Origin of the sequence: Methylocystis sp. L43, from assembly GCF_015709525.1 — a bacterium.
In the GTDB taxonomy this organism is placed as follows: Bacteria; Pseudomonadota; Alphaproteobacteria; order Rhizobiales; family Beijerinckiaceae; genus Methylocystis.
This window is the reverse complement of sequence record NZ_JADNRA010000029.1, coordinates 1-23,396: the sequence shown is the minus strand read 5'-3', so window position 1 is coordinate 23,396 and position 23,396 is coordinate 1. Positions and strand designations below refer to the sequence as shown.

Sequence of the window (23,396 nt, the reverse complement as noted above, 5' to 3'; positions counted from 1 at the left end):
AGAGCGGGGCATATAAGGGGCGAGGGACGGCGTGACGCCACCCTCGCCCTATTTTTGAAGCGTCAACATTCGTCTTGATTATTTTCAACAGACGCGCGCCCGCAATACGGTAGGAAGCGCGAAGCAGCTTGCCGGCCACGTTCAGGGAACCGCCATGCGCCAGCTCTTTTCGACTCTCGCATCGCTCATGCTGCTGTGTTCCGCGAGCCAGGCGTTCGCCTGCGCGGGCGATGGTCTCGGCCGCGCCGGATGGAAGCTGGATCACAAGGACTTTTCCAATCGCGACAATTTGCCGTTCCTCAGTCCGGGCAATGACAGCCGCGTCAACGCGCAGTTCCTGATGATGGATGCGCGGCCTTGGCCCGTCGACGCGCGAAAAGACGAGGTGAAGCTCGACATCTATCCCGACTATTTCGTGCTTTTCGCGCGCGACGCTTTTAACGACGCCTTCGCACGAAACTCTTGCGATTATGCGGGCCGGCCCGTCAAAGACGTGGCGACGACGCCGAGCGACTTCTTTGAGGAAGGCACGCGCTGCGTCTCGGCTCAAAGCGGCGAGGACGCCTTTATTCAGGCTGTACAGGCCGAAAAGGCTCTTAGCGAAGCGGAGCGCGACGCGCTGATCCGTTCACGCAAGGAATTAACGACGGCCTGCCAAGGAAAGGATGCGGCGCCTAGCGCCTCGAAGGCTTATGTCGCGGGCGCCGACGCATCGGCGGCCGCGCGCGAATTCGCCGCTTATCTTGCCGGCGCGGAGTCCTTTTATGGCGGCGCATTCGACGCCGCGCTCAACGCTTTTCGCAGCCTCGCGAAAGCGCAGAATGTGTGGGTGCGCGAGAGCGCACGCTACATGATCGCCCGCACGCTTTTGAACAAGGCGTCGGTCGGCGCGTTCGCCGAACTGGACGGCGCGCCCGAGCCAAAAGTGTCGGATCACGAATCGCTGAAAGCGGCGGAATCTGAATTCAAATCTTACCTCGTCGACTATCCGCACGGCCGCTACGCGGCGTCGGCGCGCGGCTTGTTGCGTCGCGTCTATTGGCTCGCCGGCGACCGATCGCAGGCCGCGACTGAGTATGCATGGCAGCTGACGCATGCGCGCGATCCGGGCACCAATCTGCGCAGTTCGGATCTCGCCGCTGAAATCGACTCGAAACTCGGTCTCGACTCAAAAGACGTCCATGACGCAAATCTTCTCGCGATCGACGATTTGACGATGATGCGGCCTACCGATGCGTCGCAGAAGAAGTTCTCGGCGGCCGATCTTGACGCGCAGGCGCGAGACTTTGCGGGCCATGAGGCGCTATTCGCCTTTCTGAAGGCGGCGCGCGCCTATTATGTCGACGGCGACCATGCGACGACATTGAAGCTGTTGGGTGATCCGACGCCCGGGCCGTTGTCGCCCCCTTATCTTGGCTTCAGCCGCGAAGTTCTTCGCGGTCAGGCGCTGATGGCGTCGGGGCAATATGCGGCGGCGATCGACCACTGGAGGCGGCTGCTGCCGCTCGCCACGCAGCCCTGGCAGAAAGAGGCGGTCGAACTCGGCCTCGCGCTGAGTTGGGAGCGCTCCGGAGAGGTCAACAAAGTCTTCTTGAAGGACACGCAGCTGTCGTCGCCGCGGATTCGTGCGATGCTGCTGCGATATATTGCAGGTCCGATCCTGCTGCGGATGGCCGTCGCGGACCCGGCCTCGGCTGAGGAGCGCAAGCTTGCGCGCTTCGTGCTTCTCCTCAAAGAGGCGACGCACGGCCAGTATGCGGGCTTCCTTCGGGATTATTCTGCGGAGGGACTGGCGAAGGACGACGCCGACACCGCACGGCCCGGGCAATATCCCAATTACCAGTCCAGCGTCTTGCTGTGGAGCGGCGGCGCCGACAAGGGCTACGCTTGTCCAGACCTCAAATCGATTGTCGGGGAACTCGCCGCCAATCCTCAGGACCCGCTCGCCATGTTGTGCTTTGGCGACTTCATCCGCGTGAACGGTCTCGACGGCTTTGAGGCGTCCCGGCCGGCGCCCGACGAACTTGGCGGCGGCAAATCCATATTTCCCGGCGAACCCTATGCGCGTGGCGAGGTCTATAAGAAGCTTATCGGCTCGCCGGCGACGCCTGCGCGCGACCGGGCTTATGCGCTCTACCGCGCGATCAATTGCTACGCGCCGGCGAACAACAACACTTGCGGCGGCAAGGACGTCGAGAAGGCGCAGCGCAAAGCCTGGTATGACCAGCTCAAGGCGCAATATGGCGCGACGACATGGGCGAGAAGTCTGAGATTTTACTGGTGACGATTTTGCGGCGCGTCGCCGCCGCGTCTCTTCTCGCCGTCGGCGTCATTTGGACAGCGGCGGCCGACACGATTGTGCGCGCGGCGGATTACGACGCCTATTGGCTGTGGGCGGGTGTGCGCGCGCGTCCCGAACTCGCTTCCGCTAAGACCATCTATCTGCTGCAGGCTGAAATCGGACCCGATGAGTCGGGCGAGATGCGTGTAAAGGCGCAGGGCGCCACCGAGCCGAGCTCTCATCCGCAAGCGTTATGGCTGGTCTATCGCGTGCGCAGCATCGACTGGACGTCGGCGATTTTTGCTGCGGTCAAGCGCCGGCTCGCCGAGTGGCGCGCCAAGTCGGACAAGGTCATCGGCGTTCAGATCGACTTTGACGCCGCAACGCGTGGCCTGACCACATACGCGGCCTTCCTTGCAGAGCTGCGTCAGACGTTGCCGGCGGATTGCGCGCTCAGCATTAGCGGCCTGATGGACTGGGCCTCTCAGGCCACGCCGGAAGACATTGACAGACTCGGTCGGAGCGTCGACGAGGTGGTGTTTCAGACCTATCGCGGCCGCGCTACGGTGGACCATATCGACGATTACCTGGCGCGCGTCGGACGGGTCCATACGCCTTTTCGGCTCGGCCTCGCGGAGGGCGCCGTCTGGTCGCCGCCGGAAACGCTGGCGCGCCACCCCTATTTTCGCGGCTATGTCGTGTTTTTGCGCAATCCACCGCAATAAGCGAGTCGCGGCGCGCGACTCCGCGCCCGGTTGACGGGCGCTTGAGATGCTGAAAAGACAGCGCCGACGGTTGTCGCGGCTCCACGGCGCTAACCGACGAATTGCCAAAACAACAAGGTAAAATGCGCGATGTCCGACGATTTCCGCACCCTCCTTCGCGCCATGTTTGACGCCGCCGTCGGCGCTGCGTCGCCAGCCGTCTGCCTGCCGCCCTCTCTCGCGAAAATCGCGCCGCCGAAGGGCCGCACCATCGTCGTCGGCGCCGGCAAGGCGGCCGCCTCCATGGCGGCGGCGGTGGAGGCGCATTGGCAAGGCCCGCTCGAAGGGATCGTCGTCACGCGCTATGAGCATGGCGCGCCGACAAAACACATCGAGGTGATCGAAGCCTCGCATCCGGTGCCTGACGCGGCGGGGCGCGAGGCGGCCAAGCGCATTTTGCAGAAGGTGCAGGGGCTTTCGCAAGACGATCTCGTTCTCGCGCTGATTTCCGGCGGCGGCTCCGCGCTGATGGCGCTGCCGGCCGAGGGCGTCACGCTCGAGGAAAAGCAGGCGGTGAACAAGGCGCTACTGAAGAGCGGCGCGAACATCTCGGAGATGAATTGCGTGCGCAAGCATCTCTCCGCCATCAAGGGCGGGCGTCTCGCCCGCGCCGCCGCGCCGGCGCAGGTCGTGGCGCTGATGATCTCCGATGTGCCGAATGACGATCTTTCGGTGATCGCCTCCGGTCCCACGGTTCCCGATCCGACGACACGCGAAGATGCGCTCGCCGTCATCGCCAAATATAAGATCGACGCGCCGGCCGCGGTGCTGGCGCATCTGCAAAAGAGCGAATGCGAAACGCCCAAACCCGGCGACGCCATCTTTGAGAAAGTGCAGAACATTCTCATCGCCACGCCGCAGGGTTCGCTCGACGCGGCGGCGGCGGTCGCGAAGTCTGCGGGCTTCACGCCCTGCATTCTGGGCGACCTCGAGGGCGAGTCGCGGGACGTGGCGCTCGTGCACGCCGGCATCGCAAAGCAGATCGCCCTCCATGGCCAGCCCTTCGCGCCGCCTGTCGCCATCATCTCGGGCGGCGAGACGACGGTCACCGTGCGCGGCAAGGGACGGGGCGGACGTGACGCGGAGTTCTTGCTCGGATTGACGCTCGCGCTCGAAGGCTTCGGCGGCGTATCGGCGATCGCCTGCGACACCGACGGCATCGACGGCAGCGAGGACAACGCCGGCGCGATCATGACGGCGGATTCATTCGAGCGCGCGAAAAAGGCCGGCGTCGATCTGAAGGCGCATTTCGCCAACAATGACGCCTACACGGCGTTCGAGAAGCTCGGCGACCTCGTCGTGACCAAGCCGACGCGCACGAACGTCAACGACTTCCGCGCGATCCTGGTGCCGAAGCGGGTGTAAATCGTCCTGGGCAAAGCGCTTGGACCCTCGCGCGTGGCTTGTTAAACTGATCTAAAGAGCGCCGACAAGCTTGGCTTGCAGCGCATCCTCTCCACTTTGGAAGCGCCATGAACAAGCCTTTGAGCCCGCAACCCTTCGATCCGCGCGGCGCGGCGGCGATGTTTGAACGCTATCGCCGCGACGATTCGCCAAAGCCCAAGCAGTGGAACGACACGCTCGATCTCATTCTGGCGCATCGTTCGCATCGCAATTTCCTGCCCGAACCGCTGCCGGAAGGCGCGCTGGAGATCATCGTCGCGGCCGCGCAGTCGGCTTCGACATCGTCAAATCTGCAAGTCTGGAGCGTCGTCGCGGTGCAGGACGAGGCGCGCAAGACCCGTCTCGCCGATCTCGCCGGCGGCCAGAAGCACGTCCATCACGCCCCGCTGTTTCTTGTCTGGCTCTGCGATCTCGCGCGGCTCGAAAATCTCGGGCGCGAGAAAGGGCGTGATGGCGCCGGACTCTCGTATTTCGAATTGTTCCTCACCGGCGTGGTCGACGCCGCGCTCGCCGCGCAGAACGCGGTCAGCGCGCTTGAATCGATCGGCCTGGGCTGCTGCTATATCGGCGCGATGCGCAACAAGCCGGAAGAGGTCGCCAAGGAATTGAATCTGCCGCCGAACGTCTTCGCCGTCTTCGGCATGGTCGTCGGCGTTCCCGATCCGGCCGCCAACGCCGCCGTTAAGCCTCGTCTGGGTCAAGGAGCGGTGCTTCATCACGAGCAATATGAATGGGGCGACGCGCAGCGCGAGGCGATCGAAACGCTCGATGAAAAGTTCAAGGAATTCCAGAAGGAGCAGGGCCTGCCCGATCAGGGGTGGATTCGTCAGGCGCTGTCGCGCGTGCGCGGTCCGGAGGCGTTGAGCGGTCGCGACCGCATTCGCGAAGCCCTCAACGCGTTGGGCTTCGCTCTTAAGTGAATCGACGAGAAAAAGGCTGGCCTATGAACGCCGATGTAAAGAGCGCATATTCGGGCGAGATTTTCGATCTCTGGGACACCTATGAGAAAGTCGTCGTCGAAGATTTTATGTTCCATGCTGCGCTGAGCCAAGAGGTCGAGCGCGCCTTGCGCGAGCGCTTCGAGGGGCGAGCCTTCTCTCTGCTCGATCTCGGTTGTGGCGATGCGCATGTCTTCGCGCCCATTCTGCGCCGCATCCCGCCGGCGAGCTACAAGGGGATTGATCTTTCGGACACCGCCCTCGCGCTCGCAGCGGAGAATTTGAAATCTCTGCCGTGCCCGGTGCAACTCGCGCACAGCGACATGCTGTCGGCTCTTTCCGAGGGCGTCTCCTATGATGTCCTCCACAGCAGTTTCGTTCTGCATCACCTGGCGACCGAGGACAAAGCCGAGTTCTTTCGCCGCGCATCGCGCGCGCTCGCGCCGGGCGGCCTGCTGTTGCTGGTCGACACGATGCGCGAGGAAGACGAAACCCGTGACGATTATCTGAAACATTATTTCGATTGGATCGAGAAGGATTGGTCTGGATTGTCACGCGACGAGAAGGACGCGGTTTACCACCATATCTCGACAAGCGACTATCCGGAGCCATTGTCGCTTCTGGAGCAGCAGGCGCGCGCTGCAGGTCTGAAGCGCTTGCCGGGCGATGTTCCGCATCGCTGGCACCATCTCATGCGCTTTGAGCGGGCTTAACTAATGTCGGATGCGGCGGTCGCAGCGCCCCCCAAGCTCGGCGCGCCGCATGAAACCGTCGACGCCGACCGCGTCGTCGCGAAAGTGGCGCGGCGACTGATTCCGTTTCTCGTCACCGCTTTTATCGTCGCCTATCTCGACCGCGTGAACATCGGCTTCGCCGCCCTGACAATGAATGCCGAACTTGGCTTCACGCCGGAATTCTTCGGCCGGGCCGCCGGGGTTTTCTTTATCGGCTATTGCCTGTTCGAAGCGCCGAGCAACTACATCATGCACCGCGTCGGCGCGCGCCTCTGGATTGCGCGCATCATGGTGAGTTGGGGGCTTGTTTCCGCGCTTACCGCTTTCATCTGGAGCGAGGCGAGCTTCGTTGTATTGCGTCTGCTGCTCGGCGTGATGGAAGCCGGTTTCGCGCCGGGCGTCATTCTCTATCTCACATATTGGATTCCCGCCGCCCAGCGCGCGCGCGTTCTCGCCAGCTTCCTGATTGCGGTTCCTCTCGCCAGCGCGATCGGATCGCCGATCTCGGGATTCATCCTCGCCTCGCTGAACGGCGTCGGCGGGATCAGCGGCTGGCGCTGGCTGTTCCTGATGGAGGCATTGCCTTCGATCATTCTCGGGGTTGTCTGTTTTTTCTATCTGCCTGACGGACCTCAGTCGGCGAAATGGCTCACGTCCGGCGAAAAGGCGTCGTTGCGCGCCGTGCTCGAGCGCGAGGCCGGGCGCGATCATGGCGACCATTGGCGCGCGCTCAAGGATGTGCGCATTCTGATTCTCGGCGTCGCCTATTTCGGGATCGTCATTGCGCTCTACGGCTTGAGCTTCTGGCTCCCGCAAATCATCAAGGCTTTCGGATTTGGCGTCATCGCCACGAGTTTGCTGGCGTCCATTCCCTATATTTGCGCCGCGCTGGCGATGTGGGCCTGGAGCCGCAGCTCCGACCGGCGCCGTGAGACCGTCCACCACACGGCGCTCGCCGGCGTCGTCGGCGCAATCGGACTGGCCTGCGCCGCCTATGCGCCGACGCCGCTGCTGTCGATGATCGCGCTGTCAGTCGCCGCTGTCGGCGCGATCGCGGCGCTGCCGACGTTCTGGAGCTTCACGACGCTGGCGCTCGGAACCGGCGACGCCGTGGTCGGCGTCGCAGTGATCAACTCGATCGGCAATATCTCGGGTTTTGCCGGGCCTTATCTCGTCGGTCTGGTCAAAGGCGCGACGGGCGAATTTTCTGACGCGCTGCTCGCGCTCGCCCTGGGACCGCTGATCGCGGCTTTGCTGATTCTCCGCATCGGCAGGGTCGGCTTTCGATTTCTTCGCGCTTGATCAAGAGTTCCGGCCATTTCTCCGCAACGAGAGAGGCTTTCGCCGCGGCGAACGCCTCTCTCGTTACGGCTGATTGGACGTTCGCCAACGCCGCATTAGGCGCGAAGACTCAGAGGCTCCCCAGAAGTTTCGTCATGACCTCGCCCGCCTTGCCGGGCAGCTTCGCCTGCTTGGCGGAGTCGAGATTGGTCGGCTCTCCGACGATGACGACGCCGACCATTCCCAGCGTGTAGTGCGGATCGCAACGGAAGCCATAGACGCCGGGCGTGGACAGCGTGATCGCCAATTCCTCATTGATCTTGCCGCGGAATGGCTCCGCGCCCGAAGGAAGCAGCTCCTTTATAGTGACGGCGTTGTGCCCCTTGTCGGCCGCGACGAATTTAATCGTGTCGCCCGGTTTGATCCGCACGACCTCCGGCTCGAACACCATGTAACGGTCCGCGCCCTTGTTGAGCATTTTGATCTCGACGGTTTCGCCCGCCATCGAGGGGCGCGACCATCCGATGAGGATCGCAAGAGCCAAAGCGGTTGCGCCGAAAGGGTGGCCGAAGGTGAGAGATGCGCGTGTCACGAAGCTTTCTCCCTGGAACTATTATTAGTTGACGCACCAATGCAAATTTCTGTGCAACGGCGCTTCTCTTGGAAGAGAGCCCGACATCTAGCTATGCTGTTTTCGATCATCAATAACGAGCGGCAAAACTTCGCATGGAAGACTTCCATTGTGCCGACTTCTGTAGAGCGGAATTCTTCTAGTTTGACCGCTCTTCCTCGCGCTTGATTTCAAGCGCGAGCCACTCATCTTCTGCCTTGGCGATGTCGGCTTGAAGCACGGCGAATGCTTCGCTCGCCTTTGCGAATTTCGCCGGATCGCGCGCATAGAGCTCCGGGTCATCAAGCAGTCGCTGCAATTTCGCGCATTGTTCCCGCAACGCGTCGATCTTGCCGGGCAGGGTCGCGAGCGCATGCTGCTCCTTGAAGGAGAGCTTCTGCCGTATCGCCGCCTTCTCGCGCGGCGCGGGCTTTTCTTTCGTCTCCCGCGCCGAGGCGAACGCGCCTCGCGTCTCCACGCCCTTGCCGCGCTGAGCGACCATGTCGCTATAGCCGCCGGCGTATTCTATCCAGCGGCCGTCGCCATCGCTCATCAAAACGCTCGTCGCGACGCGATCGAGAAAATCGCGATCATGGCTGACGACGATGAGCGTGCCGGGATAATCGGCGAGCATTTCCTCTAAGAGATCGAGCGTTTCGAGATCGAGGTCGTTCGTTGGTTCGTCGAGCGCGAGGAGATTCGACGGCTTCGCCAGCGCCCGCGCAAGCAGCAAGCGTCCGCGTTCGCCGCCCGAAAGCCTGCCGATGGGCGTGCGCGCCTGTTCCGGCTTGAACAGGAAATCCTTCATGTAGCCGATGACGTGACGCCGCTCGCCATTGATCTCGATCGTGTCGGAGCCGCCGCCGGTCAGCGCGTCCTGCAAAGTGGTTCCCGGATCGAGACTCGCGCGGCTTTGCTCGAGAGTCGCCATTTCGAGATTGGCGCCTAATCGCACCTTGCCGCTGTCGGGCGCGAGCGCGCCGGTCAGCAGATTGACGAGCGTCGTCTTGCCGGCGCCGTTCGCGCCGATGATTCCGATGCGGTCGCCCCGCAGAATGCGCGTCGTGAAATTCTCGACGATGACGCGTTCGCCGTACGACTTGCCGATCTTGATCGCCTCGATCACCAGCTTGCCGGAAAGCTGCGCTTCGCTGGCTTCAAGTTTCACGTCGCCGGTCGGCATGACGCGATCGCGGCGCTCGGCGCGCAGATGATGCAAACCCCCAAGTCGCTTCATGTTGCGCTTGCGCCGCCCCGAAACGCCGTGGCGCAGCCAATGTTCTTCGGCGACGATCTTGCGCTCCAACTTGTGCTGCTGCTTTTCCTCTTCCTCCAATTCGCGATCGCGCCAGGCCTCGAACTCCTTGAAGCCCCGCGCCAGATGGCGCGTGCGGCCGCGGTCGATCCAAAGCGTTTCCCCGGTCAGATCCTGAAGAAAGCGGCGGTCGTGGCTGATGAGCACGAGCGCCGACCGCAACGTCGCGAGCCTTTCTTCGAGCCACAGGATCGTTGGCAGATCGAGGTGGTTCGTCGGCTCGTCGAGCAGCAGAATGTCGGGCTCAGGCGCGAGAACGCGGGCGAGCGCCGCCCGCCGCGCTTCGCCGCCCGACAGGCGCGCGGGGTTTTCGTCCCCCTCTAGCCCCAGATCGTTGAGAAGGGTTCTGGCGACGTGAGGATCGTCGAGCGGCCCGAGGCCAGCTTCGACATAGGCAAGCGCCGTGGCGAAGCCGGAAAAGTCCGGCTCCTGCGGCAGATAGCGCAGCGATGCGCCGGGCTGCAGGAAACGCACGCCGGCATCCGGTTCGATTTCGCCGGCCGCGATCTTGAGCAGCGTCGATTTGCCCGAGCCGTTGCGGCCGACGACGCACAGCCGGGCGCCGGGCGCGACGGCGAAATCGGCGCCCTCCAGCAGCGGCTTCCCGCCGAGCGTGAGCATGACGCCCTGGAGGGCGAGGAGGGGCGGAGGGGCCATTGGAAGCTTAGCAGCGTCTTATGAACATGACATAAGCTTCTTTCACGCAGGCGGGCCGGTTGTCACCCCCGAAGCCGTCGATAGTTCCGGAGCGAGAGCGATGCCGATCACCACCGAGCAAATTCACGCCGGACAGGCGGTCTACACGCCGAACATGCTCGCGATCTACGATGTGCTGGTGCTCGGCCTGTCCAATCGCTGGATCTGGAAATGTCCGACGCCGCGGCTGCTCGCCCATTACGATCAACACATAAGCGGCAATCATCTCGATGTCGGCGTCGGCACCGGTTATTTTCTCGATCGCTGCAGGTTTCCCAATCCGACGCCGCGCATCGCGCTGATGGATTTAAACCGCGATGCGCTGCAATTCTCGGCGCGGCGCATCGCCCGCTACGAGCCGGAGGCCTATGTGCGCAATGTGCTGGAGACGATCGACTTTGACGGCGCCAAATTCGACTCGCTCGGCGTCAATTATCTCCTGCATTGCCTGCCGGGCGACATGGCGACAAAGGCGCGCGCATTCGATTGTCTGTCACCCTTGATGAACCCCGGCGCCGTCGTCTTCGGCTCGACGCTGCTGCAGGGCGGCGTCGCGCGCAGCTTCGCGGCGCAGCGGCTAATGGCGTTCTACAATTCCAAGGGCGTATTCTCGAATACGCAGGACGATTTGGAGACGCTGACGCGCGAACTCGAAAAGCGCTTTGACGCCGTCAGCGTCGAAACGGTCGGCTGCGCCGCGCTGTTTTCGGCGACGGTGAAAGGTTCAGCCGCCTAGCCCCAAAGCCTTCCGCACCCGCGCCGAATAGCCATAGAGATCGGGGCGCAGCACGATTCGGCCGCCTTCATCGACATAGGCGGTAAAATATTCGATGTGGATCGGCAGCGGCTTGGCGAGGTTGATGTAGCGCTCCGAGCCGCCGATCAGGCGGCGAACGCGGCTCTCCGACCAGCCGCTGCCGGGGCCGAGCACGGCTTCGGCGAACGCGAACGGCGCGTCGACGCGCATGCAGCCATGACTGAAGGCGCGATGTGATGCGGAGAACAGGTTGCGCGACGGCGTATCGTGCAGATAGACCGAGAAATCGTTCGGGAAAATGAATTTGATGCGCCCAAGCGCGTTACGTTCGCCGGGGGGCTGGCGCACCACGAGCTTGCCGCCGCGATAGGACACGTTGAACCCGCTCGCCGCGATGGCGGCGACGTCGCCATTCGCCTTCGGCAGCATCTCCTTGTTCAGGATCGACGGCGGCACGTTCCAATACGGATTGACGATGAGGTACTGCAGCGCGTTGGAGAAGATCGGCGTCGGAGTCGCCTCTTTGCCGACGATGACGCGCGTGCGATGCGTCACCTCGCCGTTGCGCACGACGGCGAGTTCGAAATCGGGAATATTCACCTCGACCCGTTCTTCGCCGAGGTCGCGCGGCAGCCAGCGCCACCGCTCCATATTGGCGATGATTTCGGCTTCGACCCGCGAGGTTGAAGCTTTGGCGAGCCCGGCGGCGCGACGCCGCTTGGACTTGCTTGCGGGCGGCAGGACGTCGCTCTGGGTGACGTTCCCAGTGGCTGCGGCGTAAAGTCCGTCAGAGGCCGGCGCGCTGGCGCGCTGCGTTCTCAGCTCGACGAGTTTGTCGCGCAGCTGCTGATAGCCATAATGAGCGGGATTATAGGCCTGCAGCGCGTCGCCGGCGTTTGCGCCGGCGCCGGCGACTTCGGCCACGGCCAGCGCCGGATCGGGGAGGGTCGTTTTCGCCCCGACGAGCCGCGAAATACGCTCAGGTTCGATCCGGGCGCCGCGCGCCTGCAGCGCATAGGCGGCGATGGCCTCCGACAGAGCGAGTTCGTCCGCCGCCGTGGGCGCCGCCTTCTCTGCGTCGGGCGCCGCATAGGCGCGAAGATCCAGCCCGTCGTCGGCGGCGAGCGCGAGGCGGGCGAGCGCGGCCCGAGCCGAATCGCGCCATTCTCCCTTCTCGATCCAGAAGGGTGCGAGATCTCGGGCGGCGTAGGCGGTGGCCAGCGCCGCGCGCAGACGATGGCGTTCAGGGCCGAGAGCCGCGCCGCCGGACGTCGCCCAGGCGTCGAGCGCCGAGGCGAGATCGCGCTTCTCCTCGGGCTGAAGGCTCCGGGCAAGGTCGAGCGGGTCCGGCTTGGTAGGCTCGGCGCGTAGCTCGACGTCGAGCAAAAGCGCCGCGGGCGCGGCGTCCGCGACGGCGAAGTTCGGATTGTCCAAGGCCGGGCGCGTCGGGACGCGCACCACGTCAAACAGCGCGACCAGCGGCGGCGGGTTGAAAAGTTCGGCGCGGCGCGGCGGATACTGCGCCGCGACCGCGGGAGCGGCGAAGGCCGACAAGGCCGCGGCCGCAAGCGCGGCGCGGAGAAGTCGCGTGGCTTTTTCGCCAGCGGTCATAGCGGTTCCTTGCGCAAAATCCCGTCGCGGCGAGATCTGCGGCGCCTTTCCAGTCAAGATATGGGTGGAGCGCCGCCGCGCGGCAATCCTCCATTGCTTCGCCGGAACAGTAACGCGCGGCGTGAGGCTTGTGAATCGGCGCGAGGCCGCGCGACCTGCTCAGCCCCCGAAAAAGCCGGACTGTGGCGGCGACGCCACAACGGCGGCGGGCTCTGAATCCAAGTTAGCGAGGCGTCATCTCGCCGCGTTATGGCCGCGCTCTTCGCGGCCATCCCCGCGACGACGAGAGCATGAGCTGAACGCCGTCTCAGCGCGATGCGGTTGCGATGTCCTGTACAATGGCGGCGGGCGATGGCGGACCGGACTCGGACGCGCTATGATTTGTCATGGACCCCAGAGGCCGCCAATGAAGCCCTACATCGTCATCGTCCATAAGGACGAACACAGCGCCTATGGCATGAGCTTTCCCGACGCGCCGGGATGTTTTTCGGCCGCCGACGAGATTGACGATATCTTCGCCATGGCGACTGAGGCGTTGGAGGGGTGGACCGAAGCGATGATTGAATTCGGCGATCCATTGCCGACGACGCGTGATTTGTCGGACATCAAAGCCGATCCAAAATGGGCTGATAGCTTCGAAGACGCGGAACTCGTGATCGCCCTGCCGGCTCCGCGTCCCGAACTCATCCAACAGGCCGCTTGATTAATTCTTCTCCCAGCCGGCTTGCCGGTAAATGTGCTTGACGGTTCCGATAGGAATGTCTTTTCGCGGGTGAGGCACGGTAACGGTGTCTCGCCGACCGCTCTTTGCGAAGTGATGATGGGAACCAGTAACGCGCACGCGCCGCCATCCCTCTTTTTCGAGGCGGCGAATGATGTCGCGGCTGTTGGTGAGCATGTAAGCGCCTTTTCGATTCGGCGCTAATTATTTCAGCAAGAAGCTGCTCCGGGCACCGCCTTATACACATTGCGGTGATAAATTTATAAGGAGATTGGGGAAAACCATTTATGAAACCTTGACCATCTCGAATCGCTCCACCTCCACAAGACTTTGCAGCACCGTCCTTCCGCGGCTTTCAAGTAGCGCCGGGCTGCACTTCCGCAATGACGCGCGCGCCGATCTTTGCTTCCGCGACCGCAAGTTCATATGCGGTTTGAAGATTGAGCCAGAATCGGGGACCATTGCCGAAATAGCGGCCCAGTCGTAACGCCGTTTCAGGCGAGACGCCGCGCTTGCCATTCAATATGTCGACGATCCGCCCCGAGCTTAGTCGCAGCGCGAGCGCGAGGCGATTCGCCGACATGTCGCGCGCCGCGAGTTCGCGTTTGAGAATTCGGCCGGGATGGATGGCGCGCATCGTCGAATCAAGCGGCTTGACGCAATGGATGATGCTCAATGAGCGCGACCATGTAGCGCGCAATGTCTTCCGCGATGTCGGGATCGCGCTTCAACTCGGTCAAGGCCCGTGGCGACGGAACCTCGTCGCCGTGTTCCTTCGCGACATCGATCCACAGCGCGAGCGCCTCGGCGGCGTTCGTCATCGCCTCATCCAATGAGTCGCCGGCGGAGATGCAGCCGGGCAAGTCGGGAAACCAGACGCCGACAGCCTTCCCTTCTTCCTCCTCGACAATGGCGACGTAATGCGTCATTCGCGTCAGTCCTTCGGCCACCCCGCAGCCTTGTAGATTTTCCAGACCAGGCCAGGGCCAAGGTCTTTTTTCGGATGGGGCAAGGGGATTATGGCGCCTGTCTTGGGATTTCGAAAGACATGGTGCGATCCGGTTACGCGCTCAAGCACCCAGCCGTCGTTTTCAAGGCGGCGTTTGATGTCGCGGCTGTTGGTGAGCATGTCAGCGCCTCACGTTTGTTTAGCGCCTATTCAGATATCACCACTCAGGAACACAGCGTGAAACTACTCGACGTGTCCACAGATATTGGGACATCGTCAGAGGCATGATTTCAATGTTTCACCTGATCGGTTTGACTACCCCGCCTCGACAAAACTCTCCAGCACCATCTTCCTGCCGGCCTTATCGAAATCGACCGTGAGCTTGTTGCCGTCTACCGCCGCCACGGAGCCGGGCCCGAACTTCAAGTGAAACACCCGCGCGCCCACTGAAAAACGTGAACCGCCGCTTGAGCGCGCGATCACTTCGCCCTCGATCGTCACGGGCTGCTTGCCGCGTGCGCCGCGCGTCTCGCGCGTCGCGCCGCTGCGCGCGGAGTCGCTGCGCGTCGCCTGCGCGCGCTTCCATCCCGGCGTCGAATAGTCGGAGCCGTAGACGTCGAGATTGGCGAAGCGCGAGACGCCATAAGAGCCATATTGCGAGCCGCTCGGCGCCTCGACCACCTCGACATTGTCCGTCGGCAGATTGTCGATGAAGCGTGAGGGCACGGTCGCCTGCCACAGCCCGTGAATGCGCCGGTTGCTGGCGAAATAGATCTTGGCGCGGCGCTTGGCGCGCGTCAGACCGACATAGGCGAGGCGGCGCTCTTCCTCGAGGCCGGCGCGTCCCTGTTCGTCGAGCGTGCGCTGGCTCGGAAACAGCCCTTCCTCCCAGCCGGGAAGATAGACGGTTTCGAACTCAAGGCCCTTGGCGCCATGCAGCGTCATGATCGACACGCGCTCCTGATCGACGGCGCTGTCGGCCTCCATGACGAGCGACACATGTTCGAGGAAGGACTCAAGGTCGGGAAAGGCCTCCATCGCCCGAACCAGCTCTTTCAAATTGTCGAGCCGCCCGGTGGCCTCTGGCGTCTTGTCCGAACGCCACATCTCGGTGTAGCCGGATTCATCGAGCACCTGCTCGGCAAGCTCATGCTGCGGCTTTGAATCGATCAGCGTGCGCCAGCGATCGAGATCGCCGATGAGACCGCGCAGCGCGCCGCGGGGCTTTGGCTTCAGCTCCTCGCTCTCGACAAGAACGCGCGCCGCCTGCATCAGCGGAATGGCTTCGCGCCGCGCATATTCATGCAGCATCTGCAGCGTCGCGTCGCCGAGTCCGCGTTTGGGCGTATTGATGATGCGCTCGAAGGCGAGATCGTCGGCCGGCTGCGCGACGCAGCGCAGATAGGCGAGCGCGTCGCGTATTTCGAGCCGCTCATAGAAGCGCGGGCCGCCGATGACGCGATAGGGCAGGCCGATCTCGACGAAGCGCTCTTCGAATTCGCGCATCTGAAACGAGGCGCGCACGAGAATGGCGATCTCTTCGAGCGAATGGTCCTTGCGGCTCAACTGCTCGATGTCCTCGCCGATGCTGCGCGCTTCTTCCTGGCTGTCCCAGACGCCGGTGAGCGTCGGCTTTTCGCCCTCGCCGCCATCGGTGAACAGCGTTTTGCCGAGCCGGCCTTCATTATGCGAGATGAGATGCGAGGCGGCGGCGAGAATATGTCCCGTCGAGCGGTAGTTGCGCTCGAGGCGGATGACCTTGGCGCCGGGAAAGTCCTGTTCGAAACGCAGGATGTTCTCGACCTCGGCGCCGCGCCAGCCATAGACGCTCTGATCGTCGTCGCCGACGCAGCAGAGATTTTGTTTCCCCGGCGCCCGCTGCGAGATCAGCCGCAGCCACAGATATTGCGCGATATTGGTGTCCTGATATTCGTCGACCAGAATATATTTGAAGCGGCGCTGATAGTCGGCGAGCACATCGGGATTGTCGCGAAAGAGCCGCAGGCTCTCCATTAAGAGATCGCCGAAGTCGACGGCGTTCAAGACCTTCAGCCGCTCCTGATAGAGCGCGTAGAGCGCCGCGCCTTTGCCGTTGGCGAAGCTCTCGGCGTCGCCGGCGGGAACCTGCGCCGGCGTCAGTCCGCGGTTCTTCCAGCCGTCGATGCGCATGGCGAGCGCGCGCGCCGGCCAGCGCTTATCGTCGATATTCTCCGCGCGCAGCACCTGCTTCAAGAGGCGGATCTGATCGTCGACATCGAGAATGGTGAAGTTGGGCTTCAGCCCGACGAGTTCGGCGTGACGGCGCAGGATCTTGGCGCTGATCGCGTGAAAGGTGCCGAGCCATTGCATAGCCTGCGCGCCTTCGCCGACGAGCGCTTCCACGCGCTGGCGCATCTCGCGCGCCGCCTTGTTGGTGAAGGTGACGGCGAGGATTTCATAGGCGCGGGCCTTGCCGAGCGCGAGAATGTGGCCGATGCGGGTCGTCAGCGCGCGAGTCTTGCCGGTGCCGGCGCCGGCGAGCACGAGCACCGGCCCGTCGAGCGTTTCGACGGCGGCGCGCTGCTCGGGATTGAGCGCGTCGAGATAGCGCGGCCGTCCCGCGCTGGCCGCCGCGCGCGCGGCAAGCCCGCCCGTCCGCGGCGCGTAATCGTCGATCTCGGGCGGAGGGCTCTTCATGATTCTTCAATCATATAGGAGAACGGAAGGCGAATCACGCTTGCGGCGCTTTCACCTTCCCCTTGAGGGGGGAGGTCGCTCGCCGCAGGCGAGCGGGAGGGGGTGAGAAAACTATGTTTGGCGGCAGTTCACCCCACCCCGGCCTGCTTTGCAGGCCGACCCTCCCCCTCGAGGGGAGGGTGTACTTCCAACGCCCGCTCCAGCACGAACACCCGCAGCGCCGAGGACAGATTCGCTTCGCCGCGCCCCGCATCCACCCCAGCGATGAGCCCCGCGAGCGACACGCCGTCCTGCGCGGCGATGTCTTTCAGCGCGCGCCAGAAGGCGTCTTCAAGAGAGACGCTGGTGCGATGGCCGGCGATGACGACGGAATGTTTGACGACGAGGCGCGAACTGGCGTCCTGAGGCCCCTCGGCCTCGCTCACGCCGGATCGTCCGCTTCTTCCCGCTCGCGCCGATGCGCTTCGAGCCTGGCGCTTTCCAGCTGCGCCTGCGCGGCGGTCAACTCCCGCTCGGATTTGGCGCGCCCGAAGGCGGCGCGCCTCGCTTGCGCGGCGTCGTCCTTGACGCGGCGGTCGCGCTCTTTGCGCGCGCGCCGCAGATTGACGATATCGCCCATCAGGGCTTTTTGCGGAAGGCGTCGATCGAGACGACCTTCTCGTCGCCTTCTTCCTTCGCTTCGACCGGCTTGAGTTTTCTTTGCTTATCGGCGCTCGGCGTCTTGTTAGGCTCTACTTTGGTCGGCTCTGATTTCACCGGCTCGACCTTGGCCGGCTTGAACGCCGTTACCGACTCGGGCGTTTTCGAAACAAGGCTTGGTCCTGAGGAAGGCGCGTCCTCCTCTTCGTTGTCCTCAAGCGCGTCGTCATCGGCGCTCTCAAACCGCAGGCCGAATTCGACGGCAGGATCGAAAAAGCCGGTGACGGCCGAGAAGGGCACGTAGAGATGCTCGGCGACCGAGCGGAACGATAAGGTGACGCCGAAACCTTCTTCGTCGACTTCCAGATCCGAATATTGATGCTGCAGGATGATGGTCAGCTCGCTCGGCCATTGTTCGGCGAGGCGGCGCGAAATCGTGACGCCCGGCGCGTCGGTGCGGAAACTGATGGTGAAGTGATGGTCGCCGGGCAGATAGCCGTTCTCGGCGACGTCGCCCAGCACTTTGCGCATGACGCCGCGCATGGCGTCCTGAACGAGAAGATCGTAGCGAATAATGTCTTTAGCCATTGCGTCGCGCCAGACTGCCATCTGTATGGTCGACCGGCTACCGCTTCCGACCGCCATGCTTGCCGCGCTTGCATTACGGCGGCGCGGCGCGAGAAAAATGAAGTGGAGGCTTCTGTTGCCAGGCGCCTCCTGACCCCGCCTAGAAGTGCTAACCCCTAGGGCTTAATTCCCAGTTTGGGCGCCGCATTACGCGGCGACGGCCACCGGAGCATAGTTGTCGTTGGCAACTATAAGTTTGACCCGATAACGGCGGTATCATGCCGAGCAAAAAATCACCCTTTACACCCTCGTCAATCCTATTTCGCCCCCGCCAAAACCCGCCGCCCGGACGGGCTTTGGTGGAGGCGCCGGGTACCGCCCCCGGGTCCGAATGGTTTATTACGGTGTTCGTTTATCGCCATAGCCGACGCGAACGCCGGCAAACTGAATATAGGCGCTTGCGGGATTTTGTGAAAGGCCCCGCCGTCTGCGTCTTCAGCGCTTTTGCCGAGGGGGCGTGTGCGCGAACGAGCCTGGCCTATTGCGCGCCGACGCGCTTCAACGCGCCAAAGCCCTTCGCGTCCATGGCGAGGTGCAGCCGGTTCTGCAGTCCGGCGTCGTCGCCCGTGACGAGCAGTCCGGCGTTTTCGGCGATCGCCTCGCAGAGCGCAGCCACCCAGGGCTCCTCGCTTTTGGCGAAATCGCTGAGCACATAAGCATGGACCAGCGCCTTATCGCCGGGGTGGCCGATGCCGAGTCGCAGCCGCTTATAGTCGTTGCCGATATGCGCGGTGATCGAGCGCAGCCCGTTGTGGCCTGCGACGCCGCCGCCTGTCTTGATTCGGCATTTGGCCGGCGCGAGATCGAGTTCGTCGTGAAGAACCACGATCTCCTCGAGGCCGATCTTGTGAAAACGCGCAGCTTCGCCGACCGAACGGCCGCTCTCGTTCATATAGGTTTGCGGCTGCAGCAGCATGACCTTTTCGCCGCCGATCGCCCCTTCGCTGACGAGGCCCCGGAAGCGCGCCCGCGCTTGTGGGAAGCTGTGTCGCTTGGCGATCGCTTCGAGCGCCATAAAGCCGATATTGTGCCGGTTCTTGGCGTAGGCGCGTCCGGGATTGCCCAGTCCGACAAGGAGCAGCATGTGAGCCTCTGACATAAAAATGGCCGGGCGAACCCGGCCATTATCACGGTAAGCTTCGCAGCGCTTACTTCTTCTTTTCTTCCTTGGCGGGAGCGGCCGCAGGCGCAGCTGCCGGAGCCTCCTCGACGCCGCCGCCCGCCGGCGGCGTCAGGCTCGCGACGGTGAAATTCTTGTCGGGATTCGTGGGCTTGCAGCCCTCAGGCAGTGGAATCGCCGAAATATGCAGCGAATCGTTGAAGTCCATGCCCGTCATGTCGGCGGTAATGGCCTCCGGAATATTGTCCGCCGGCACCCACATCTCCACCGTATGGTAGACAATGTTGAGCGCGCCGCCGCGCTTGATGCCAGGCGCCGCTTCCTGGTTGATGAAATGCACCGGCACCTGCACGCGGAGCCGCGAACCCGGCTTCAGGCGCAGGAAATCAACGTGCATCGGCGTATCTTTGACGACGTCAAGCTGATAGTCGCGCGGGATGGCGCGCTCCTTCTTGCCGTCGATGTCGAGCTCGAAGATCGTCGTGAGGAAGTGCCCAGCGAAGATCAGCTGAGAGAGGCTCTTCTTCTCGAGCGAGAGCGGCTGCGGCGCTTCGCCGCCGCCATAGAGCACTGCTGGTATACGGCCCTCACGGCGAACGCTGCGGGCGGCCCCCTTGCCTGTCCCGCTGCGCACCGTGGCCGCGAGCTTCTTGGTCTCGGCCATGTCGGTGTCCTTCATGTCAAAAGAAAAGGCGCTGCTTCGCCTCCAGGGGTGTCGGAAACGCAAGCGCCGCGGCGCTTATAGGGGAGCAGGCCAGGAGAGGCAAGCGTATCGGCGAAAACCTGCGCGCCCCCCTTTCCCATCGCGGTAGGCGACTCATATGGCCGCAGATCGCTCGCCTTTTGAGCGGCAATGCGCAGCCGTGGCTTGGATCCGGCTGCCTGCAAGAGAAAGGGCTTCAACATGCGTACTCTCGTGACTTGCGTTGCGCTTCTCGGCCTCGTCGGCTTGGCGGCGACGCCGGCTCAGGCGGACCGTCGGCTCACCCGTGAGGAGAAATCAAGCCTCCGATCGGCAATGAAGGACATGGGATGCTCCGGCGGAAAAATGGAAGTCGATAACGGGAAGTTCGAGGTCGACGACGCTAAGTGTCGGGGCAAACGTTACGACCTGACGTTCGATCAGAACTTCAAGCTGACGAACAAGGAATTTGAAGGCAGCGCAGGCCGCAACGGATATTATGGCAGTGGCCGCTACGACAGGCGCGACTCGTGGCGCGACAACAAGCGCGACTCGTGGCGCGACAACAGCCGTGGCATGGATCGCTATTGAGGTCGGGACCGCCGCGCGGATGGCGCCGCTTGCCGACCTCGGCGAGCGGCGCCAGCCCTGCAATAAGAATGGTGCGCGCGCCTACGCCTTGGTCTCCGGCAGATTCAGCCGGATGTGCAGTTCGCGCAGATGCTTCATCGTCGCTTCCGACGGCGCGCCCATCAGCAAATCCTCGGCGCGCTGATTCATCGGGAACAGCGTCACTTCGCGCAGGTTTTCCTCTTCCGCGAGCAGCATGACGATGCGGTCGACGCCGGGCGCGATGCCGCCATGCGGCGGCGCGCCATATTGGAAGGCGCGATACATGCCGCCGAATTTCTCGATCAGCACATCTTCGCCATAGCCGGCGATCTCGAACGCCTTCTTCATGACGTCGGGACGATGGTTTCGGATCGCGCCGGACGATAATTCCACGCCGTTGCAGACGATGTCATATTGGTAGGCGAGGATCGTGAGCGGGTCCTGATTTTCCAGCGCCTCCATGCCCCCTTGCGGCATCGAGAAGGGATTGTGCGAGAAGTCGACCTTCTTCTCGTCCTCGTTCCATTCGTACATCGGGAAGTCGACGATCCAGCAGAATTCGAAGACGTCTTTCTTCGATACGCCGAGTTCGTCGCCGATGCGCACGCGCGCCATGCCCGCGAGCCGTGCGGCGGCGGTCTCTTCTCCGGCCGAGAAGAACACCGCGTCGCCCGCCTTGACGCCCGCCTTGGCGGCGATCGCGGCTTGCGCCTCCGCGGGAATGAATTTCGCGATCGGGCCCTTTCCGGCCAGCGCGCCGCCTTCTTCCTCAAAGATCACATAACCGAGGCCCGGCGCGCCCTCGCTGCGCGCCCAGTCGTTCAACTTGTCGAAAAAGCTGCGCGGCTGCGCGGCGGCCCCCGGCGCGGGTATGGCGCGCACGGTCTTGCCTTTGAACGCCTTGAAGCTCACGTCCTCGCGGGCGAATTCCTCGGACACGTCGGCGATGAGCAGCGGATTGCGCAGATCCGGCTTGTCGGTGCCATATTTGAGCATCGACTCGCGGAAGGAAATGCGCGGAAATTTTTGCGTGACCGCCTTGCCGTTGGCAAACTCCTCGAACAAGCCGCGCAGCACCGGCTCGATCGCGCCGAACACGTCTTCCTGCGTCACAAAGCTCATCTCGACGTCGAGCTGGTAGAACTCTCCCGGCGAGCGGTCGGCGCGCGCGTCCTCGTCGCGAAAGCAGGGCGCGATCTGGAAATAGCGATCGAAGCCGGCGACCATGATGAGCTGCTTGAATTGCTGGGGCGCCTGCGGCAGCGCGTAGAATTTCCCCGGATGCAGGCGCGAAGGCACCAGAAAGTCGCGCGCGCCCTCGGGCGAGGAGGCGGTCAGTATCGGCGTCTGGAACTCAAAGAAGCCCGCCTGCTTCATGCGCATGCGGATCGAATCGACGATGCGGCCGCGCAGCATGATGTTCTGGTGCAGCTTCTCGCGCCGCAGATCGATGAAGCGATATTTGAGCCGCGTGTCCTCCGGATAGGGCTGGTCGCCGAAGACCGGCACCGGCAATTCGGCGGCGGCGCCCAACACCTCGATCTCGGTGACGTAAACCTCGACCTGTCCTGTCGGCATGTCGGGGTTTTCGGTGCCGGCGGGGCGCTTCCGCACCTCGCCGTCGAGCCGCACCACCCATTCTGAGCGCAGTTTCTCCGCCTGCGCGAAGGCGGGCGAATCGGGATCGACGACGCATTGCGTCAGCCCGTAGTGATCGCGCAGATCGATGAACAGCACGCCGCCATGATCGCGGATGCGATGGCACCAGCCGGAGAGACGGATTTTTTCGCCGACGAGCGCCTCATTGGGCGCGCCACAATTATGCGAACGGTAGCGATGCAAGGCTCGGCTCATGGGGTGGAGGGGTAAAAGAACGGGATTCCGGAACGATCGGGCGTTTTCGCGCGCAGAAAGGGCATGGGCCATCGTCGGCTGTCAAGCCGAGCCCCGTCGGCAAGCGGGGCAATCGGGTGAAGGATTGTCTTACTCACCCTCATCCTGAGGAGCCGCCGCAGGCGGCGTCTCGAAGGACGAGGGTGAGTATAAATGCGCGAAAACGGGCGTCCTCGTCCTTCGAGACGCGTGCTGCGCACGCTCCTCAGCGACTTTCTTGGCGATCAAGCGTTTTGTGTGCGCCATGGCTTTGCGTCCCTGATGATGGCGTTAAGGATCGTAAGGAGCTTTCTCGCGACGGCGATGAGCGCGACGATCTTCGGCTTTCCGCTGTCGACGAGTTTGTCGCGGAAGGCCTTGAGGACGGGGTTGTGACGGGCCGCGACCATGGCGCCGAGAAAGAGCATGCTGCGCACGGTCTTGCGGCTGCCGCCGATGAAGCTCTTGCCGCGCCATTGACCGGATTGGCGGGTGTAGGGCGCAAGGCCGGCCAACGCCGCGATTCGCCTGCGGTCGAGCGCGCCAAGTTCCGGCAGTTCGGCGATCAGCGTGCGCGCAATCACTGGTCCAACGCCTGGAACGGAGGCGAGCAGATCTTGCTTTTCGGCCCAGGCGGGCGTGCCGCGCATATAATCGTCGATCTCGCCGTCGAGTTCGGCGAGTTCCTTTTCGAGCGCCTTGCGCAGGCGTGCGATGCTTTTCTTCAAGCGTTTGTCGGCGCGCCGCTCGCGCTGGCCTTCCGCCGCCATCATCTCGACGATCTGACGCCGTCTGGCGACAAGATCGGCGAGAAGCTGCGTCATTTCGTCGGGCAGCGGACGCGCGGCGGGTCGCGTCGCTTGCGCGAAGCGCGCGATGACCGCGGCGTCGATCGGATCGGTCTTGGCGCGCCGACCAAGCGCCTGCGCAAAGTGACGCACCTGCGCCGGATTGACGACGACGATGGGCAGAGAGGCGGCGGCAAGCGCCGCAGCGACCACGGTCTCGAAGCCGCCGGTGGCTTCGAGCGCGATCAGCGCGGGCGACAGCCCTTTTAGCCGTTCGACGAGCTGCGCAACGCCTTCGCCATTACGCGCCACCATAAAG

Annotated in this window: 24 protein-coding genes and 1 other RNA gene; 9 read left to right on the top strand and 16 right to left on the bottom strand. The window is 63.3% G+C overall.

From position 1 onward, the window contains the following. Positions 1-154: 154 nt before the first annotated feature. The 6 genes from IYX23_RS10100 (at position 155) to IYX23_RS10075 (ending at position 7,423) form a co-directional block, all read left to right on the top strand. Positions 155-2,284: a hypothetical protein gene (locus IYX23_RS10100; protein WP_196392727.1), complete on the top strand. Its 2,130-nt coding sequence runs from the start codon at positions 155-157 to the stop codon at positions 2,282-2,284. After that, positions 2,254-3,006 (top strand): DUF3142 domain-containing protein, encoded by a 753-nt coding sequence (locus tag IYX23_RS10095; protein WP_196392728.1) that lies wholly within the window; start codon positions 2,254-2,256, stop codon positions 3,004-3,006. Before IYX23_RS10100 ends, IYX23_RS10095 begins: the two co-directional genes overlap by 31 nt. A 129-nt stretch (positions 3,007-3,135) precedes the next feature. Further along, positions 3,136-4,410, top strand: coding sequence for a glycerate kinase (locus IYX23_RS10090; RefSeq protein WP_196392729.1), 1,275 nt, complete (start codon positions 3,136-3,138; stop codon positions 4,408-4,410). A gap of 107 nt (positions 4,411-4,517) precedes the next feature. Beyond that, positions 4,518-5,369, top strand: coding sequence for an NADPH-dependent oxidoreductase (locus IYX23_RS10085; RefSeq protein WP_124739120.1), 852 nt, complete (start codon positions 4,518-4,520; stop codon positions 5,367-5,369). 23 nt (positions 5,370-5,392) lie between these two features. Beyond that, positions 5,393-6,100, top strand: coding sequence for a class I SAM-dependent methyltransferase (locus tag IYX23_RS10080; protein WP_196392730.1), 708 nt, complete (start codon positions 5,393-5,395; stop codon positions 6,098-6,100). Between the two features lie 3 nt (positions 6,101-6,103). Next, a complete protein-coding gene (locus IYX23_RS10075; protein WP_196392731.1) occupies positions 6,104-7,423 on the top strand; it encodes an MFS transporter in 1,320 nt (439 codons plus the stop codon). Positions 7,424-7,532: 109 nt separating this feature from the next. On the opposite strand, the gene IYX23_RS10070 is transcribed toward IYX23_RS10075, so the two are convergent. Further along, positions 7,533-7,994, bottom strand: coding sequence for a pseudoazurin (locus IYX23_RS10070; protein WP_196392732.1), 462 nt, complete (start codon positions 7,992-7,994; stop codon positions 7,533-7,535). A 178-nt stretch (positions 7,995-8,172) separates the two neighbouring features. Then, positions 8,173-9,984 (bottom strand): ATP-binding cassette domain-containing protein, encoded by a 1,812-nt coding sequence (locus IYX23_RS10065; protein WP_196392733.1) that lies wholly within the window; start codon positions 9,982-9,984, stop codon positions 8,173-8,175. Positions 9,985-10,084: 100 nt separating this feature from the next. On the opposite strand from IYX23_RS10065, the gene IYX23_RS10060 reads away from it, so the two are divergent. Beyond that, the gene (locus tag IYX23_RS10060) at positions 10,085-10,759 is read left to right on the top strand and encodes a class I SAM-dependent methyltransferase (RefSeq protein WP_196392734.1); all 675 of its coding nucleotides are present in this window, start codon (positions 10,085-10,087) and stop codon (positions 10,757-10,759) included. Here IYX23_RS10060 and IYX23_RS10055 read toward each other — a convergent pair. Then, entirely contained in the window at positions 10,748-12,391 is a 1,644-nt protein-coding gene (locus IYX23_RS10055) for a L,D-transpeptidase family protein (RefSeq protein ID WP_196392735.1), read from the bottom strand. The two genes, IYX23_RS10060 and IYX23_RS10055, sit on opposite strands and share 12 nt — an antisense overlap. A 406-nt stretch (positions 12,392-12,797) precedes the next feature. Between IYX23_RS10055 and IYX23_RS10050 the strand changes: the two genes are divergently transcribed. Continuing rightward, on the top strand, positions 12,798-13,094 hold the full coding sequence (locus tag IYX23_RS10050) for a type II toxin-antitoxin system HicB family antitoxin (protein ID WP_196392736.1): 297 nt from the start codon (positions 12,798-12,800) through the stop codon (positions 13,092-13,094). Here IYX23_RS10050 and IYX23_RS10045 read toward each other — a convergent pair whose 3' ends face one another. The 11 genes from IYX23_RS10045 to IYX23_RS09995 all read right to left on the bottom strand — a co-directional run bounded on the left by IYX23_RS10045 (position 13,095) and on the right by IYX23_RS09995 (position 19,787). Continuing rightward, positions 13,095-13,289: a type II toxin-antitoxin system HicA family toxin gene (locus IYX23_RS10045; protein WP_196392737.1), complete on the bottom strand. Its 195-nt coding sequence runs from the start codon at positions 13,287-13,289 to the stop codon at positions 13,095-13,097. It abuts the gene before it with no gap. Positions 13,290-13,467: 178 nt separating this feature from the next. Further along, positions 13,468-13,749: a HigA family addiction module antitoxin gene (locus tag IYX23_RS10040; RefSeq protein ID WP_196392738.1), complete on the bottom strand. Its 282-nt coding sequence runs from the start codon at positions 13,747-13,749 to the stop codon at positions 13,468-13,470. A gap of 7 nt (positions 13,750-13,756) precedes the next feature. Further along, positions 13,757-14,041, bottom strand: coding sequence for a type II toxin-antitoxin system HicB family antitoxin (locus IYX23_RS10035; protein WP_196392739.1), 285 nt, complete (start codon positions 14,039-14,041; stop codon positions 13,757-13,759). 5 nt (positions 14,042-14,046) lie between these two features. After that, complete coding sequence (locus tag IYX23_RS10030; protein ID WP_196392740.1) at positions 14,047-14,241, bottom strand: type II toxin-antitoxin system HicA family toxin; 195 nt, start codon at positions 14,239-14,241, stop codon at positions 14,047-14,049. Between the two features lie 135 nt (positions 14,242-14,376). Next, positions 14,377-16,737, bottom strand: a complete 2,361-nt coding sequence (locus IYX23_RS10025) for a UvrD-helicase domain-containing protein (protein WP_196392741.1) — start codon at positions 16,735-16,737, stop codon at positions 14,377-14,379. 128 nt (positions 16,738-16,865) lie between these two features. Next, positions 16,866-17,162 carry a ribbon-helix-helix domain-containing protein gene (locus IYX23_RS10020; RefSeq protein WP_196392742.1) on the bottom strand — a complete coding sequence of 99 codons (297 nt, stop codon included), beginning with the start codon at positions 17,160-17,162 and terminating at the stop codon, positions 16,866-16,868. After that, positions 17,159-17,356 carry a DUF4169 family protein gene (locus tag IYX23_RS10015; RefSeq protein WP_196392743.1) on the bottom strand — a complete coding sequence of 66 codons (198 nt, stop codon included), beginning with the start codon at positions 17,354-17,356 and terminating at the stop codon, positions 17,159-17,161. Before IYX23_RS10015 ends, IYX23_RS10020 begins: the two co-directional genes overlap by 4 nt. Then, positions 17,356-17,964 (bottom strand): ClpXP protease specificity-enhancing factor SspB, encoded by a 609-nt coding sequence (locus IYX23_RS10010; RefSeq protein ID WP_196392744.1) that lies wholly within the window; start codon positions 17,962-17,964, stop codon positions 17,356-17,358. The genes IYX23_RS10015 and IYX23_RS10010 overlap by 1 nt, the downstream gene beginning before the upstream one ends. Positions 17,965-18,065: 101 nt before the next feature. Continuing rightward, positions 18,066-18,423, bottom strand: a transfer-messenger RNA (tmRNA) gene (gene ssrA, locus IYX23_RS10005). Between the two features lie 58 nt (positions 18,424-18,481). Next, on the bottom strand, positions 18,482-19,087 hold the full coding sequence (gene pth / locus IYX23_RS10000; protein WP_196392745.1) for an aminoacyl-tRNA hydrolase: 606 nt from the start codon (positions 19,085-19,087) through the stop codon (positions 18,482-18,484). 64 nt (positions 19,088-19,151) lie between these two features. Further along, positions 19,152-19,787, bottom strand: a complete 636-nt coding sequence (locus tag IYX23_RS09995) for a 50S ribosomal protein L25/general stress protein Ctc (RefSeq protein ID WP_196392746.1) — start codon at positions 19,785-19,787, stop codon at positions 19,152-19,154. A gap of 189 nt (positions 19,788-19,976) precedes the next feature. Here IYX23_RS09995 and IYX23_RS09990 point away from each other — a divergent pair, with 189 nt between their 5' ends. Then, entirely contained in the window at positions 19,977-20,396 is a 420-nt protein-coding gene (locus IYX23_RS09990; RefSeq protein WP_246716634.1) for a PepSY domain-containing protein, read from the top strand. A gap of 81 nt (positions 20,397-20,477) precedes the next feature. On the opposite strand, the gene aspS is transcribed toward IYX23_RS09990, so the two are convergent. Both aspS and IYX23_RS09980 read right to left on the bottom strand, forming a co-directional pair. Then, complete coding sequence (gene aspS / locus IYX23_RS09985; RefSeq protein WP_196392747.1) at positions 20,478-22,259, bottom strand: aspartate--tRNA ligase; 1,782 nt, start codon at positions 22,257-22,259, stop codon at positions 20,478-20,480. A 275-nt stretch (positions 22,260-22,534) separates the two neighbouring features. Further along, the coding region (locus IYX23_RS09980) for an IS110 family transposase (RefSeq protein WP_196398846.1) at positions 22,535-23,396 on the bottom strand (862 nt) is incomplete at its 5' end.